Below are 15443 nucleotides of genomic sequence, written 5' to 3'. Positions count from 1 at the left end.
GACGAAAGTAACGCCCGCGCACGGCAATCGGCATGTTTTCGGCGGGATTGTCGGCCCTCAGCGCGGCGCGGCGAGGATCACCAGCGTGCCGGCCAGCGCGATGCCGGCGCCGGCAAGGTCGAAACGGTCGGGGGAGACGCCTTCCGCAAGCCACAGCCACAGCAGCGAGGCTGCGATGTAGACGCCGCCATAGGCCGCATAGGCCCGGCCTGCCGCGCTGGTGTCGATCAGCGTCAGGAGCCAGGCGAAGGCGGCCAGCGCCGCCATGCCCGGGATCAGCCACAGCGCCGATTTCTCCAGCCGCAGCCAGGCCCAGAAGGAGAAGCATCCGGCGATTTCGGCAAGGGCGGCGGCGGCATAGACGAGGAAGGACTGCATGGCGGCTCCGTGGAACTGGAGCCTGATCCTTAGCGGAAGCCGGCGGAAAGCGGAAATCGCTTTCGCGTGCAGGCGGGAAATTTCCGCAACCCGATGGAGCGGGAGCCCGTCAGATCATCGCCTGGCGCTGCAGGGTGACGAAGAGGACGAGGCCGGCGCCCTGCTTGCCGATGCCGAGGCTGGTGCCGTTGGCAAGGGAGACGGCCGCCAGCGGCGCGACCATCAGGGTGGCAAGGAGGAGGATGCGAAGGCTGACGGCGAGACCGGAGACGAGCGCGAGCGGCATGGGACGCATCCCTTTTGGCGGTTGAAAGCTAGAGTGCTGCGGGGCAGAGCGCGGGAACGGTGCAGGCGCTGGCCGTGCCGTAGCGCTGCATCTGCTCGTGGCGGCGGGCGTCGGTTTCCACGGCGGCGGCCACGGAGACCGCGAATATGGTCATGAGCAGCGAGATGATCGTCAGTCGGCGGGCCAGAATTTCCATCGTCGTTCCCCTTGGGTGTCATGTGATGATGGCCTTTTCGCATGGTGCGACTGAATGTGTCCTGAGAGGTCGGTTCATCTGGCGTTCAGGAAAGGTGCCGCCGGCACCTTGAAGAGGCCGTGCGCGGCTTCTAAGTCAGTCAGGCCCTTGCCGCGCAGCACGCCTTCTGCGCCCGGGCACAGGAGCAAGATGAACGCGTGCAGGACGCCGCCGGAGCCTTCCGCGACGGTGCCTCAAGGGAGAACCGGATGACCAAGCCGATCGAACTGTTTTTCTGGCCGACGCCGAATGGCTACAAGATCACCATCATGCTGGAGGAACTCGGCGTTCCCTACGAGGTGAAATACATCAACATCGGCAAGGGCGAGCAGTTCGCGCCGGATTTCCTCAAGATCGCGCCGAACAATCGCATGCCGGCGATCATCGACCCGGACGGCCCCGGCGGCGCGCCGATCTCGGTCTTCGAATCCGGCGCCATCCTGCAATATCTCGGCCGCAAATACGGCCGCTTCTACCCGAAGGACGAGCGCGCCCGCGTGCAGGTCGAGGAATGGCTGTTCTGGCAGATGGGCGGGCTCGGCCCGATGGCCGGCCAGGCGCACCATTTCCGCCAGTACGCGCCGGAAAAGATCGCCTACGGCATCGACCGCTACACCAACGAGGTCAACCGCCTCTACGGCGTCATGGACCGGCGGCTGGCGGATCACGACTATCTCGCCGGCGACTATTCGATCGCCGACATGGCCAGCATCGGCTGGGTGCGCCCCTACGAGAACCAGGGCCAGACGCTCGAGGATTTCCCCAACCTCAAGCGCTGGTTCGAGGCCGTGCTCGCCCGCCCCGCCGTCCAGCGCGGCATCGAGGTCGGCCAGGAAGAGCGCGCCCGCCAGGCAAGCCTCGCCGACGACAAGGAGGCCCAGAAGGTCCTGTTCAACCAGCGGGCACGCTGAGGCGGCGATGGGCGTTGCGCGGCAGCCGCAATGGACGAGCGTAGCCCGGCGGTCGCCACCGCCGGGCATGCCGGTGACGGAATGCTGAAGGCCGGGTGACGGAGTGGGGGGGCGGACCAGCCCCGGAATCACGTGCCGCTCAGATCCGCGACCAGGTCTGCGACTTGCAGAAGACCTTGAGCATGCAGCCCTTCATCGTCAACGAGTTGCCGTTGACCGCGCCGGATCCGCTATAGGTCTTGTCTTCGACGGGATCGGTGATCGACCCGCTGTAGGTGCTGCCGTTTCCTTCGAGTTGGCCGATCCGCTTTCCGGCGAACTTGCCCGACCTGAGCGTGATGCAGAAGCTGCCGCCGCATCTTTCGATGGCCGCGGTCTCGCCGCTTGCGGTCTTCCAGTTTCCCTCTATCGGCTCGGCCGCGAATGCGCCGCCGCAAACGCCAAGGCACAGCGCCATGGCCGCAACAAACCTGCGTGTCATCATCGTCCTCCCGGTTTCGGGCCGCCTGCGTCGAACGGCGCGACTGTCGCGCGCCTCCGGCCCGATGCCGCGAAAGCTATCTGACGCGAACGTAAAGGTAAATTGCCTAGGGAGCGCTATCCGCCGGTTTTTCGGGATGCTCCCGGGTGCGCCTCGGGTCAGGTCGCGCCGGCATTTTCCGGACGATGAACAGGCCGACCCGTTTGCGTGGTTAGCGATCAGTTTAAATCGCCGGTTGAATTTTTCGTAAATTTTGAAGCAAATCCGCTGCATTCCAGCCGGTCCGATGCTTAACGAAAACCCAAGTTTACCAAGCGTTTGAACTTTGTTTGTCGCAAATTAAGCATGCATTTTAAGCGTCCCTTGAAGGCCCGCTGGCATAGTGGAGCCATAAGACGAGCACGGAAGAAAACCGGCCGGACAAACCTTCGAGGATCAACGACCGCAAAGACGGAAGGGCTTCGAAAGGCAGATAAAACAGGGCGATACGAGAAGAAGAAACAAGGACAGGGACAAGAAAATGGCACGCTTCGAAATCCACGACTCGGAAAATGCCGCCATGACCGGCGGCGAGACCCGCACCGATGCGCTGCGCGAGATGGGGTTGATGTATGCGACCGGTCGCGGCTGTGCCGTCGACCTCGTCGCAGCCCACAAGTGGCTCAACATCGCAGCCATCAAGGGTTGCGACCGGGCCGCCGAACTGCGCGCCGACCTCGCAGCCACGATGAGCAAGACCGATCTTGCCCTGGCGCTGCGGGCCGCCCGCGAATGGATGACGGTGCATTGAGGAAGAAGGCAATAGCCAATCGGCAGTAGGCAGTAGGGTTGATCAAGAACAACAAAGCTTGCGGAAGATGATGCTGTCCGCGACCCTACTGCCTACTGCCTACTGCCTACTGCCTACTGCCTACTGCCTACTGCCTACTGCCTATTTTGCCGCTTTCAGCACCTTCGGCAACACTGCCTCGAACAGGTCGAGATCCGCATCGGGCCCGACGCTGACGCGGATGCAGCGGTTCAGCGGTGCGACGCCGGGCATGCGGATGAACACGCCGTGCTCCATCAGCCCGTCGACGATCGCGCGTGCACGCACGCCGTCGCCTCCGCAATCGATCGCCACGAAGTTGGTGGCCGAGGGCAGGGGTGAAAGCCCGTTCTGCTTCGCGATCGCCGCGATCCGTTCGCGCGCAGCGGCAATGCGCCCCACCACGTCGGCCAGATACGCCTGATCCTCCAGCGCTGCCAGGGCTGCGACCGTGGAGATGCGCGCCATGCCGAAATGGTTGCGGATCTTGTCGAAGGCCTGCGCATTGCCGAGCGTGCCGATCGCATAGCCGACGCGGGCGCCGGCCAGCCCGTAGGCCTTGGAAAAGGTACGCATCCTGAGCACGTTGGGCTGGCCGATCAGCGCGTCGATTGGTGGCGTGGAGCCGGCCGGCGCCGTCTCGCAATAGGCCTCGTCGAGAATGAGCAGGCTGCTGTCGGGCAGGGCCCGCGCAAACGCCGTGATGCTGTCGGCATCCCACCAGCTTCCCATCGGGTTGTCCGGATTGGCGAGGTAGACGAGCGGGGCGTCCTCGCGCTTCGCCGCCGAAAGCAGCCCGTCCAGGTCCTCGCGGTCGCCTGCATAGGGCGTGGTGACCAGCCGCCCGCCATAGCCGTTCACATGGTAGTTGAAGGTCGGATAGCCGCCGAGCGAGGTGACCACCGGCGTGCCCGGCTCCACCACCAGCCGCACGATCTCGCCGAGCAGCCCGTCGATGCCGCAGCCGATGGCGATGTTCTCGCGCGAGACGCCGTGATGAAGCGCAAGCGCCTCGCGCAGCTCGAAACTCTCCGGATCGCTGTACATCCAGGTCTCGCCGGCGCGCTCGCGGATCGCCTTGAGGACCGAGGGAGCGGGACCGAAGCCGCTTTCGTTGGCGCCGATCCGCGCGCGCACTTTCCGTCCGCGCTGGCGCTCGATCGCTTCCGGTCCGACGAAGGGAACGGTGGACGGTAGCGCATTGGCGAGGGGCGTGAAGCGGGAAAAGCCGGACATGACTGCAAACCTTCGATCGAGCGGCGCGGGAGGGTGCGCAGGCGACGCTCGGCCGCCCGGCACATGCGGCGGGCACCCTACTGCAGATTATGGAAAACGGGAATTGGAATTCGGCGGGATAGTGCGCGGAATTCAAGGCGTTACATTTCGCGCCCGAACATGCGGCGGGCGCTTATGGCCGGGGAAACGCCGCGCGCGGTCCCCGCTGCCGGTCAGTTGCGCTCGAAGGCGAAGCGCGGGCGATCGACGCCGCGCATGTAGGTGGTGGGCGCTTCCTTCTTCTTGGTGGCCACGCCACCGGTGAAGTAGTCGGCGCGGACGATCTCGTGCAGCAGTTCCTCGTCGATCTCCTTGATGAACTGCACGCCGATGCGGTGGTCGTTGCGGTAGACCTCCGCGCAGCCGACGCGGGCCATCAGGCCGACCACGGTGAGATAATAGTGCGGGCCGAGACCGATCGTGGTGGTGACCGAGAAGCTGGCGCCGCCCTGCGAGATATCGAGGATCTGACAGCTCCTGACCTTGGGGAGCGCGAGATCGAAGCCCACCGAGAGCAGCATGCCCTGGCGGTTGATCCTGAACCGTTCCCACTTGCGCTCGTACAGGCCGCCGCTCTGCCGCTTGTCAACCAGCTCCACCATTGCAACTCTCCAGAAAGAAGCAGGACGTCATGCCCGCCACGATAGTGTTGCAACTATGTGTTGGAATTGGCTGAAGGCAATTCCTCAAAATTTACACACCATTTCATTGGGGTCCGGGCGTAACGGTTGGGCAGCTTCGGGCAAGGCCGAATCAGCGCGACATCACCAGCCTGAGATAGTCGGCATCGAGGAACATGTTGAAGCGGACGACCCTTTCGTCGCCCACCTTCCGGACCTGGGTGCAGCCGATCTCATCCTGCATGCCGCCGATGCGCAGGAAGAAGCTGTCCGGAAGCTCGATCCTGCCGCTGAGGTCGATGATGGCGCCGGCCGACGAGATCGTGCGGACGATGCAGTCGTATTCGGTCGTGGCACTCAGGTGATGGCCGACGGGGATGACATGGCTCGGCCTGTCGATGCGATGCTGGACGAAGCTGCGCTTCTGGTTCTGATGCCTGACATGCTCCTGTGCGCCCTGAAGGGACATGGCGTCCTCCCGACCGATGACCTGACAGACTCTAGCCGGGGCGCGGTTGACGAAATGCAAAGACGGCGCCCCGCTTTTCGCGGGCCGCCGTCCTGGCGATATCGGGGAGGGGCGGGTTACTGGAAGGCCTGCAGGCCCGTCTGCGCCCGGCCGAGGATCAGCGCATGCACGTCGTGCGTCCCCTCGTAGGTGTTGACCGCCTCGAGGTTCATGACGTGGCGGATCACGCCGTATTCGTCGGAAACGCCGTTGCCGCCGTGCATGTCGCGGGAGACGCGGGCGATGTCGAGCGCCTTGCCGCAATTGTTGCGCTTCATCAGCGAGATCAGCTCGGCCGAGGCGCGGTGCTCGTCGAAAAGCCGCCCGAGGCGCAGCGCGCCCTGCAGGCCGAGCGCGATCTCCGTCTGCATGTCGGCGAGCTTCTTCTGGATGAGCTGCATCTGCGCCAGCGGCTTGCCGAACTGCTTGCGGTCCATCGTATACTGCCGGGCGGCGTGCCAGCAGAACTCGGCCGCCCCCATCGCACCCCAGGCGATGCCGTAGCGGGCGCGGTTGAGGCAGCCGAAGGGGCCGGCAAGCCCGGCGACCTCGGGAAGCAGGTTTTCTTCCGGAACGAACACGTCCTGCATCATGATCATGCCGGTGATCGAGGCGCGCAGCGAGAACTTGCCCTCGATCTTTGGCGTCTCGAAGCCCTTCATGCCGCGCTCGAGGATGAAGCCCTTGATCTTGCCGTCATGCGCCTCCGACTTGGCCCAGACGATGGCGATGTCGGCGATCGGCGAATTGGTGATCCAGTTCTTGGCGCCGGAGACGAGATAGCCGCCGTCGACCTTTTTTGCCCGCGTGATCATGGAGGAGGGGTCAGAGCCGTGGTCAGGCTCGGTCAGGCCGAAGCAGCCGACCCAGTCGCCGGAGGCGAGTTTCGGCAGAAAGGTCTTGCGCTGCGCCTCGGTGCCGTAGGCGAAGATCGGGTGCATGACGAGCGAGGACTGCACCGACATCGCCGAGCGATAGCCGGAATCGATCCGCTCGACCTCGCGGGCGACGAGCCCGTAGGAGACGTAATTGGCGCCGACGCCGCCATACTCTTCGGGGATGGTCGGGCCGAGCAGGCCGAGCGCCCCCATCTCGGTCATGATCTCGCGGTGGAAGATCTCGTGGCGGTTGGCCTCCGTCACCCGCGGGGCGAGCTTGTCGCGGCAATAGGCGCGCGCCGCGTCGCGGATCATCCGCTCCTCGTCGGTCAGCTGGTCCTCGAGCAGGAAGGGATCCTCCCAGTCGAAGGCGGCCATCTTGGCGCGAGCCTGTTCCGGGGTCGCTTTGTGTGCACTCATCGCAGGGTTTCCTCTCGCCGTCGCAGTCTTCGGACGTTTCTCGGACAAGTGCTACATCAGGATGGCGCCGGCCGGAAGGGCGGGAACAAATCACGGGCCCGCACGCTTTACCTCTTTCCGCATGGCTTCATGCGCCCCACGAATGAAACGACAGGCCGACCCCGATCCGAGATTTCACGCCGTCGTCATCAATATGTCCACTGCCGGTGGCACGAGGCTCCTGCCAATTGTCGACCTGCCAATTGTCAAGGAGACGCGAACGTGCGTGACCGCTTCAAGCGATCGATGGAGAATTTCTTCTTCGATCCGGAACGCCTCGGCGAACTGTTCCGGCCCTTCATCCCCGATTTCCACCAGAAGGCCACGCCCGCCCGCCGCCGCCGCAATGCGGGGCCGGACCTCGCCGAGGTGATCGGTTTCGGTTCCAATCCGGGCAATCTGCGGATGCTGGAATACGTGCCGGCCGGGTTGCCGGCCGGTGCCGCCCTCGTCGTCGTCCTGCACGGCTGTCGCCAGACGGCCGACAGCTACGACCGGGCGGCCGGCTGGGCGGCGCTGGCGCGCGAGCACGGCTTTGCGGTGCTCTATCCCGAGCAAAGGCAGGCGAACAACCCGCGCCGCTGCTTCAACTGGTTCCGTCCGAGCGAGGTCACGCGCGACCGCGGCGAACTGGCCTCCATCCGCCAGATGATCGAGCATATCCGAACCCGCACGTTCGCCGATCCCGCCCGCATCTACATCACCGGGCTTTCGGCCGGCGGGGCGATGACGGCGGCGATGCTGGCCAGCTATCCCGAGCTCTTCGCTGCCGGCGCGATCATCGCCGGCCTCCCGTTCGGCGCGGCGCGCGACGCCCGCCGGGCAATTTCGGCCATGGAGCAGGTGCCGGCGCGCGACGCCCGCGAATGGGGTGAACTGGTGCGCGCCGCAGCACCCGCGCAGGGACATTTGCCGCCGGTCTCGATCTGGCACGGCACGGCCGACCGGACGGTCTCGATCTCCAATGCCGAGGCGCTCGTCGCCCAGTGGCTGGACGTCCACGGCCTCGATCCGGTCAATTTTTCCGAGACCCGCGCCAGGGGGCGCCGCAGCCGCCGCTGGCGCGACGCCGACGGCCGCAGCCTGGTCACCTTCCACCGCATCGCCGGCCTCGGCCACGGCACCCCCGTCACCCGCGGCAAGGGCGGCGGCTATGCCGCCCACTCCGAGCCGTTCATGCTGGACGCCGGCTTTTCCTCGACACTGGAACTCGCGCGGGAGTGGGGGCTGTTGCGGCGACGGCCGAACTGACCGTCATTCCTTCTCGAGTTGAGACACCGTGAAACTGGCTCCGCGATTTTCCTTGCCGTCGAACCATTCGCAATAGGCTTGCCCATCCTCGACCCAGCGAATCGTCATCAGGGGTCCGCCCGATTTGAGCCTGACGACGTCTCCCGCGGAAAACTGCATGTCTCGCTCCCTGTTGCCGCTCCGGTTTATGCGGCTTCAGGGTTAGCGAGGGCCTGCGCCGTCTGCAACCAACCGGCTGCAACCGCTACTTGAGCAGCCATTCGTGCTCCGCGGCATTGTGGAATTTCCACACCCGCTTCGGCCCGGCCATCACGTTGAGATAATAGAGGTCGTAGCCGTGGCAGGTGGCGCAGGGGTGGTAGCCTTTCGGCACCAGCGTCACGTCGCCGTCCTCCACCGCCATCGCCTCGTCGAGCGAGCGGTCGTCCGTGTAGACGCGCTGGAAGGCGAAGCCCTGCGGCGGGTTGAGGCGGTGGTAATAGGTCTCTTCCAGCAGGCTCTCGTTCGGCAGGTCGTCGCGGTCGTGCTTGTGCGGCGGATAGGAGGAGGTGTGGCCTTCCGGCGTGATCACCTCGACCACCAGCAGCGAATGCGCGGCACCGTCGTCCTCCGGCATGATGTTGGTGACGTGGCGGACATTGCTGCCCTTGCCGCGGACGATCTGCGGGTGCGTACCGGGCGGGATCGCGCGTGCCTTGTGGCCTCCGCCGCCCGGCGCCGAACAGACCGCAAGCTCCAGCTCCGTCTCTGCCGTCACCGACCAGTTGGAACCGGCCGGCACGTAGAGCGCATGCGGCTGGCCTTCGAACACGCTCATCCGCTCGCCGAGCACGCCGAAGCTCTCCCCGCCCGCCGTTGCCGTTCCCTTGCCGGTGACGAACACCAGGCAGATCTCACGGCTGCCGGTCTCTGCCGCCACGATCTCGCCGGGCTTCATCCGGTGCAGGTCGAAGCCCACATAGGTCCAGCCCGCTGTCTCCGGCGTCACATGCGTCACCCGGCCATGGGTTCCGTTCGGCTTGACGAGCAGTTTCGGCATGGGCTTGTTCCTTTCATCCGGCATTCGCGTTCAGGCGGGCAGCAGCGCGCTATCCTTTCGGAAAGCCTTGCGTTTCCACGGTATAGCCCGCGGCAGTCATGACGCGCATCAGTTCCGCATGGCCGATCTCGGCCATTTTCTGCGGCGGGGCCTTGCGCGGGTCCTGTTCGGCCTCGACGACGAACCACCCCTCATAGCCATGGTCCGCCAGCCGCTGGACGATCGCGCCGAAATCGAGCGAACCGTCTCCGGGCACGGTAAACGCCCCGAGCGCCACCGCGTCGAGGAAGGATTGCCGGCTGCGATCGAGCCCGTCCACCACGGCCTTGCGGATATCCTTGACGTGGACGTGGTTGATGCGGGCGTGATGGTTGTCGATGGCGCGCAGCACGTCGCCGCCCGCAAAGGCCAGATGGCCGGCATCGAGCAGCAGCGGAATGCCTTCGCCCGATGCGCGCATGAAGGCGTCGAGCTCCGGCTCGGTTTCGACGACGGCGGCCATGTGGTGGTGATAGGAGAGCGGCATGCCCTGCTCGGCGCACCATTCGCCAAATTCCGTGACGCGGCGCGCATAGGCCTTCATCTCGTCGTCGGCGAGGCGCGGCTTGGTCGAAAGCGGCTTTGTGCGATCGCCCTGGATCGAACGGCCCACTTCGCCGTAGACGATGCAGGGCGCATCGACCGCCTTGAACAACGCGATCATCGGGGCGATGCGATCCTTGTTGGCGGAAAGCTCCTCATCGACCAGCGTGCCAGAGAACCAGCCGCCGCAGAGCGTGACGTCGGCGGCGCGCAGGATCGGCAGCATCACCGCCGGGTCCTCCGGGAAGCGCCGGCCCTTTTCCATGCCGGTAAAGCCCGCGCCGCGCGACTGCCTGAGGCACTCTTCGAGGGACACGTCGTCGCTGAGGTCCGGAAGGTCGTCGTTCCACCAGGCGATGGGCGACATGCCGAGTTTGGCTTTCATCGATAGTCTCCATGGGATCGGAAATCCAGGCAACGGCCTGTCCGAACAGGTGAACTCATAGGGGGCGGGCGCCTAGCCGATGCGCTGCGCAGCCAGCGCCTTCACATAGGCTTCACGGGCCTTGTTGACCGCTTCGCGGGGGCTGACCTCGGGGACGACCACGTCCCACCAGTGGCCGCCGGCTTCGGTCGTGACCAGCGGATCGGTGTCGATGACGATCACCGAGGTGCGGTCGTTGCCCTTGCTCTGCGCGATCGCCGTCTCTAGGTCGGCGATGGAGGAAACCTTCACCGCCACGGCCCCCATGCTTTCAGCATGCGCGCGGAAGTCGATATCGGGCAGCGTCTCGATCCGCGCGTCCTTCAGGAGATTGTTGAAGTTGGCGCCGCCGGTCGCCATCTGCAGCCGGTTGATGCAGCCGTAGCCGCGATTGTCGAGCACGACGACCGTCAGCTTCTTTCCCAGCATGATCGAGGTCGAAAGCTCGGAATTGGCCATCATGTAGGAGCCGTCGCCGACCATGACGACGACATCTGCCTCAGGTCGCGCCATCTTCACGCCGAGCCCGCCGGCGATCTCGTAGCCCATGCAGGAGAAGCCGTATTCCATGTGGTAGCTGCCCGGATGGCCGGCCTGCCAGAGCTTGTGCAACTCGCCCGGCAGCCCGCCGGCGGCGCAGACGAGGATGGAGTTCTCGCCGCCGATCGCGCGCTGCACGGCGCCGATCACCTGGCCGTCGGAGGGAAGGGCGGCATTCGTCGCTGCCGTCGCCTGCCGCGCGGCCTCGGTCCATTCGGCCTTGCGCCTGGCGGCGGCCGCCTCGACGGTGGGCGGCGCGTTCCAGCCGCCGAGCGCTTCGGAGAGCAGCGTCAGCCCCTCGCGCGCATCGCAGACGAGCGGCAGCGCGTCATGCTTGGCGGCGTCGAAGGCGGTGGTGTTGAGCCCGACGATCCGCGCGCGCGCGTTCTTGAACAGCGCCCAGGAGCCGGTGGTGAAGTCCTGCAGGCGCGTGCCGACGGCGAGGATCAGGTCGGCTTCCTCCGCAAAGGCGTTGGCGGCCGACGTGCCGGTGACGCCGATCGAGCCCATGCACAGGGGATGGTCGTCCGGGATCGCCGACTTGCCGGCCTGGGTGACGGCGACGGGAACGCCGTGCATGCCGGCGAACGCCTTGAGTTCCGCGGTCGCGCGCGAATAGAGCACGCCGCCGCCGGCGATGATCAGCGGCTTCTCGGCATGCCGGATCGCCTCCAGCGCTGCGGCGAACTCGTCCGCATCCGGCCGCGGCCGCCGTTCCTTCCAGACGCGCTCGGCAAACAGGCTTTCCGGATAGTCGTAGGCTTCGGCCTGCACGTCCTGGCAGAGCGACAGCGTCACCGGGCCGCAATCGACGGGATCCGTCAGCACCTGCATGGCCCGCTTCAGCGCCGGGATGATCTGCTCAGGCCGGGTGATGCGGTCGAAATAGCGCGAGACGCAGCGGAAGGCATCGTTGACCGTGACGGTGCCGTCGCCGAAATCCTCGATCTGCTGCAGCACCGGGTCGGGAATGCGGTTGGCGAAGACGTCGCCGGGCAGGAAGAGGACGGGGAGGCGGTTGACATGCGCCACGCCCGCCGCCGTCACCATGTTCAGCGCGCCAGGGCCGATCGAGGTGGTGCAGGCCATGAAGCGCTGGCGGAAGCTCGCCTTGGCATAGGCGACCGCCGCATGCGCCATGCCCTGCTCGTTATGGGCGCGGAAGGTCGGCAATTCCTCGCGCACCTGGTAGAGCGCCTCGCCCATGCCGGCGACGTTGCCGTGGCCGAAGATCGCAAAGACACCGCCGAAGATCGGCACCTTCTTGCCGTCCACGATCGTCATCTGGTTTTTCAGGAAATGCGCGACGGCCTGTGCCATCGTCAGCCGGATCGTCCTCGCCATCGGGTCCTCCACCCAGTGTCAGTCACTTGTTCCATTTTCCCCTCCCTGTCAGGGATGGGCAAGAGCGTCGGGCGCCCCTTAGTCGGCCGCTCGGGCCACCTTCTGCCCGGGGGAGAGGGAAGCGCCGCAACGTCCCAGATCCTCCTCTCCCCTCGGGGAGAGGTCCGCCGAGCGCAGCGGAGGCGGGGTGAGGGGGCCACTGTCTACATTTTCCCCTCTCGCCTTTGGATCTTCCCTCCCCAACCCCTCCCCACAAGGGGGAGGGGCTAACCTCGGGCGACCGCCCTGCCAAACGCATCCTCGCTTCATGTCCAGAGGTTGCGGAAGGGGCAAGGACGGTGCCGCGGGCCAAGCCCCTCCCCCTTGTGGGGAGGGGTAGGGAAGGGGACTTTCTTTCTACTTCAACCCCCGCGTCTCCAGCCAGGCATCCGTCAGTTCGCCGAACCGCCCGGCCATCTCGGTGATCGCCGCCTCGTCGTCGATCCGGCCGGCGAGCCATTCGCGGGCGGCGTCGGCAAAGATCGTGCGGCCCACCGCGAAGCCCTTCACAGAAGGCGCCGCCTTCGTCGCCTCGAAGGCCTTCACCAGCTCGTCCTTCGGCGCCTCGAGCCCGAGCAGGACGATGCCGCGGCAATAGGGGTCGTTGCGTTCGATCACCGCCTGGATGTTCCGCCAGGCCTGCGCGGAGGCCTGCGGCTCCAGCTTCCACCAGTCCGGCTTGATGCCGAGGGCGTAGAGTTCTTCGAGCGCAGTCGAGACCGTACCGGCTTCCAGCGGCCCACTCTTGCCGGCGATGATCTCGATCAGAAGTTCGCGGCCCACCCGCCGCGCCGCCTCGAACAGCGTCCGCAGCTTTTCCTGCTGCTCCGCCTTCAGGGGCGCCGGATCGTCGGGATGATAGAAGCACAGGCACTTGATGCAATGGCCGACCGGCCATTCGACGAGCTGCGAGCCCATGTCCTGGCTGAATTCGAAGCGCAGCGGCCGCGAGCCCGGCAGTTCGACCGGGCGGCCAAGCCAGGAGAATCCCTTGCCGGCGGCATCGAAGAAGGCGTCGCGGCCGAAGCGCTCGTCGATCAGCATGCCATAGCCGGGCCGGCCGCCGGCGACGCGCGCGGCGGCCTCCACCGTCAGCCTCTTGAAGGCGGAGATCTTCTCATGCGGCGCGCCGGCCTCGTCGGCGAGATCGACGAGCTGCATGCGGTGGTCGCAGGCGAGCGCCATCAGAAGCGGGATCTCGCCGCGCCGCGTCGTCGCCCAGTGGATGTTGTTGATCGCCTCGTCCTTGCGCAGCGCCCTGTGCGGGCTTCCGTGCTGGAGGAAATGGGACAATTCGGCAAAGGTCGGATATTCGGGCGAGCAGAGCAGGCGGGAGACGGCGAAGGCGCCGCAGGCATTGGCCCAGGTGGCCGAGGTCGCGTGGTCCTCGCCCGAAAGCCAGCCGCGCAGGAAGCCGGACATGAAGGCGTCGCCGGCGCCGAGCACGTTGTAGACCTCGATCGGAAACCCCTGGCCGACGATGCCGTCCTCGAGGTCGTCGCTGATCGGCCCGTCATAGACGATGCAGCCCATCGCGCCGCGCTTGAGCACGATCGTCGCCGCCGAGACGGCGCGGATCGCCTTCAGCGAGGAGAGCACGTCGTCCGCCCCCGACGCGATCATGATCTCCTCCTCGGTGCCGACGATCAGGTCGCAGTCCGGCAGCACCGATTTCATCACGGCCGAGACGCGCTCGGACTTGACGTAGCGCTCGAAGCCTTCCGCGTGGCCGGCAAGGCCCCAGAGATTGGGGCGATAGTCGATGTCGAAGATGACCTTGCGGCCGGCATCCCTGGCGATGCGGATCGCCTTGCGTTGCGCGGCCTCCGTGTTGGCCCTCGAAAAATGCGTGCCCGAGACGAGGACGGCGCGCGACGAGCGGATGAAGGCCTCGTCGATATCGTCCTCGCAGAGCGCCATGTCGGCGCAGTCGGTGCGCACGAAGATCATCGGCGAGACGCCCTCGGCCTCGATCGCCAGCAGCACCAGCGCCGTCAGCCGCGCCGGGTCGGTGACGATGCCGGCGGTGGCGACGCCCTCGCGGCCGCATTGCTCGCGGATGAAGCGGCCCATCTGCTCGTCGCCGACGCGGGTGATCAGGCCGGATTTCAGCCCGAGCCGCGCTGTGCCGATGGCGATGTTGGCCGGGCAGCCGCCCACCGACTTGGCGAAGGAACTGATGTCCTCGAGCCGGCTGCCGAGCTGCTGGCCGTAGAGGTCCACCGAGGAACGGCCGATCGCGATGACGTCGAGCGTCGTGTCCGCCAAGGTGTCTGGGTCTTCTGTCGGCATGAGGTCCTCCCGTCGGCGCGACCCGGCTGACCGGTTCCCGCACGCCGAAATGAAACATCAATTCCAGACGTCAGTCAATTCGGAATATTTGTTCCATTGCGGTTTGCCCCACCCGGAGCCCCGCTTTTGCCGCCGCGTCCGCGCTGGCGGCGCTTTTCGGCGATCGCGACCGGCAGCGCCATGGCGAGCGCCATCGATGCCGACAGCGAACGGAAGCCGCCATAATCCGCCTCCGTGACCTCGAACCAGTGCGTGGCGCAGCCCGAAAGCGGCGAGAAGGCCGAATCGGTGATCGCCACGATCGGCACGCCCCGCTCGCCGAGCGCCTGCGCCTGGCCGAGGCTTTCGGCGGCATAGGGCGAAAAGCTCACCGCGATCGCCGCATCCCGCGGCGTCGCAAAGCCTGCAAGCTCCGCATCGATCCCGTTCGGCGAGGCGATCATCTGGTGGCGGATGCCGAGCTTGCCGAAGGCATAGGCCATGTGCGCGGTCAGCGGGTAGGAGCGGCGCTTGGCGACCAGATAGATCGTCTCCGCACCGGCGAGAAGCTCGACCGCCCGGGAGAAAACGTCCCGGTCGATCGTGGCCGAAAGCCGCGCCACGGACTGGCTGGCGGCCGCGATGAAGCCCGTCAGCAGTTCATCTTCCGCATCCGCAGCAGAACCCTGCTCCAGCGTCGCCAGCCGTTCCTCGTAGGAGAGCGTGCGATCGCGCAGCCGTTCCCGGAAGACGGTCTGCAGGTCGGAAAAGCCGTCGAAGCCGAGGTGATGGGCGAGGCGGACCAGCGTGGACGGCTGCACCTCGGCGGCGGAAGCGATGCTGGCCGCCGTTCCGAAGGCGATCTCGTCGGGATGCCCGAGCGCATAGGCCGCCACCTGCGCCAGCCGCTTCGGCATCGCCGCCTTGCGCTCGATGATGACGCTGCGCAGGCTGTCGAAGTCGCGCGGCACGCGGATCGGCCCCTCCTGCCTGGAATCCCCGTCCTGATGATCGTCCCGATGGTCGTCCATATGCGATCCAAATCCCCGGTGCAGCGTCGTCATAGCGAAAGTGAAACATTTATTCCATGAAATGTATGAAATGTCACTTTCAT

General features: G+C 66.0%; 17 protein-coding genes. 3 read left to right on the top strand and 14 right to left on the bottom strand.

Annotated features, from left to right (window positions below; translation table 11 throughout):
* Positions 1 to 57: 57 nt before the first annotated feature.
* From OCK02_RS20345 to OCK02_RS20335, 3 genes are all read right to left on the bottom strand, one after another.
* Complete coding sequence (locus OCK02_RS20345) at positions 58 to 378, bottom strand: YnfA family protein (protein WP_230803300.1); 321 nt, start codon at positions 376 to 378, stop codon at positions 58 to 60.
* A 109-nt stretch (positions 379 to 487) separates the two neighbouring features.
* Positions 488 to 664 (bottom strand): hypothetical protein, encoded by a 177-nt coding sequence (locus OCK02_RS20340; RefSeq protein ID WP_230803302.1) that lies wholly within the window; start codon positions 662 to 664, stop codon positions 488 to 490.
* A 28-nt stretch (positions 665 to 692) separates the two neighbouring features.
* Positions 693 to 860 (bottom strand): hypothetical protein, encoded by a 168-nt coding sequence (locus OCK02_RS20335; RefSeq protein ID WP_230803304.1) that lies wholly within the window; start codon positions 858 to 860, stop codon positions 693 to 695.
* Between the two features lie 248 nt (positions 861 to 1108).
* Here OCK02_RS20335 and OCK02_RS20330 point away from each other — a divergent pair, with 248 nt between their 5' ends.
* Positions 1109 to 1810, top strand: a complete 702-nt coding sequence (locus OCK02_RS20330) for a glutathione S-transferase N-terminal domain-containing protein (protein ID WP_263814601.1) — start codon at positions 1109 to 1111, stop codon at positions 1808 to 1810.
* A 139-nt stretch (positions 1811 to 1949) separates the two neighbouring features.
* Here OCK02_RS20330 and OCK02_RS20325 read toward each other — a convergent pair whose 3' ends face one another.
* Positions 1950 to 2291 carry a DUF2147 domain-containing protein gene (locus OCK02_RS20325; protein WP_263814636.1) on the bottom strand — a complete coding sequence of 114 codons (342 nt, stop codon included), beginning with the start codon at positions 2289 to 2291 and terminating at the stop codon, positions 1950 to 1952.
* 520 nt (positions 2292 to 2811) lie between these two features.
* Here OCK02_RS20325 and OCK02_RS20320 point away from each other — a divergent pair.
* A complete protein-coding gene (locus OCK02_RS20320) occupies positions 2812 to 3081 on the top strand; it encodes an SEL1-like repeat protein (RefSeq protein WP_230803310.1) in 270 nt (89 codons plus the stop codon).
* A gap of 141 nt (positions 3082 to 3222) precedes the next feature.
* Here the strand turns inward: OCK02_RS20320 and OCK02_RS20315 are convergent, their stop codons facing one another.
* From OCK02_RS20315 to OCK02_RS20300, 4 genes are all read right to left on the bottom strand, one after another.
* Positions 3223 to 4335: a pyridoxal phosphate-dependent aminotransferase gene (locus tag OCK02_RS20315; protein WP_263814600.1), complete on the bottom strand. Its 1113-nt coding sequence runs from the start codon at positions 4333 to 4335 to the stop codon at positions 3223 to 3225.
* A gap of 212 nt (positions 4336 to 4547) precedes the next feature.
* Positions 4548 to 4976 (bottom strand): PilZ domain-containing protein, encoded by a 429-nt coding sequence (locus tag OCK02_RS20310; protein ID WP_230803313.1) that lies wholly within the window; start codon positions 4974 to 4976, stop codon positions 4548 to 4550.
* 151 nt (positions 4977 to 5127) lie between these two features.
* Positions 5128 to 5463 carry a hypothetical protein gene (locus OCK02_RS20305; protein ID WP_263814599.1) on the bottom strand — a complete coding sequence of 112 codons (336 nt, stop codon included), beginning with the start codon at positions 5461 to 5463 and terminating at the stop codon, positions 5128 to 5130.
* 116 nt (positions 5464 to 5579) lie between these two features.
* The gene (locus OCK02_RS20300) at positions 5580 to 6800 is read right to left on the bottom strand and encodes an acyl-CoA dehydrogenase (protein WP_230803315.1); all 1221 of its coding nucleotides are present in this window, start codon (positions 6798 to 6800) and stop codon (positions 5580 to 5582) included.
* A 261-nt stretch (positions 6801 to 7061) separates the two neighbouring features.
* Here OCK02_RS20300 and OCK02_RS20295 point away from each other — a divergent pair, with 261 nt between their 5' ends.
* Entirely contained in the window at positions 7062 to 8090 is a 1029-nt protein-coding gene (locus OCK02_RS20295) for an alpha/beta hydrolase family esterase (protein WP_263814598.1), read from the top strand.
* A 3-nt stretch (positions 8091 to 8093) separates the two neighbouring features.
* Here OCK02_RS20295 and OCK02_RS20290 read toward each other — a convergent pair whose 3' ends face one another.
* From OCK02_RS20290 to OCK02_RS20265, 6 genes are all read right to left on the bottom strand, one after another.
* Entirely contained in the window at positions 8094 to 8249 is a 156-nt protein-coding gene (locus tag OCK02_RS20290) for a YodC family protein (RefSeq protein WP_263814597.1), read from the bottom strand.
* 85 nt (positions 8250 to 8334) lie between these two features.
* Complete coding sequence (iolB, locus tag OCK02_RS20285; protein ID WP_263814596.1) at positions 8335 to 9129, bottom strand: 5-deoxy-glucuronate isomerase; 795 nt, start codon at positions 9127 to 9129, stop codon at positions 8335 to 8337.
* 49 nt (positions 9130 to 9178) lie between these two features.
* Positions 9179 to 10096: a myo-inosose-2 dehydratase gene (iolE, locus tag OCK02_RS20280; RefSeq protein ID WP_263814595.1), complete on the bottom strand. Its 918-nt coding sequence runs from the start codon at positions 10094 to 10096 to the stop codon at positions 9179 to 9181.
* A gap of 72 nt (positions 10097 to 10168) precedes the next feature.
* Positions 10169 to 12019 (bottom strand): 3D-(3,5/4)-trihydroxycyclohexane-1,2-dione acylhydrolase (decyclizing), encoded by a 1851-nt coding sequence (iolD, locus tag OCK02_RS20275; protein WP_263814594.1) that lies wholly within the window; start codon positions 12017 to 12019, stop codon positions 10169 to 10171.
* 396 nt (positions 12020 to 12415) lie between these two features.
* Entirely contained in the window at positions 12416 to 14350 is a 1935-nt protein-coding gene (locus tag OCK02_RS20270; RefSeq protein ID WP_263814593.1) for a bifunctional 5-dehydro-2-deoxygluconokinase/5-dehydro-2-deoxyphosphogluconate aldolase, read from the bottom strand.
* 74 nt (positions 14351 to 14424) lie between these two features.
* The gene (locus OCK02_RS20265) at positions 14425 to 15360 is read right to left on the bottom strand and encodes a MurR/RpiR family transcriptional regulator (RefSeq protein ID WP_263814592.1); all 936 of its coding nucleotides are present in this window, start codon (positions 15358 to 15360) and stop codon (positions 14425 to 14427) included.
* Positions 15361 to 15443 lie beyond the last annotated feature (83 nt).

It is taken from the genome of Rhizobium sp. TRM96647 (assembly GCF_025780115.1).
In the GTDB taxonomy this organism is placed as follows: Bacteria; Pseudomonadota; Alphaproteobacteria; order Rhizobiales; family Rhizobiaceae; genus Mycoplana.
Note: the sequence above shows the minus strand (reverse complement) of the source record. Positions and strands in the feature narration are given on the sequence as shown.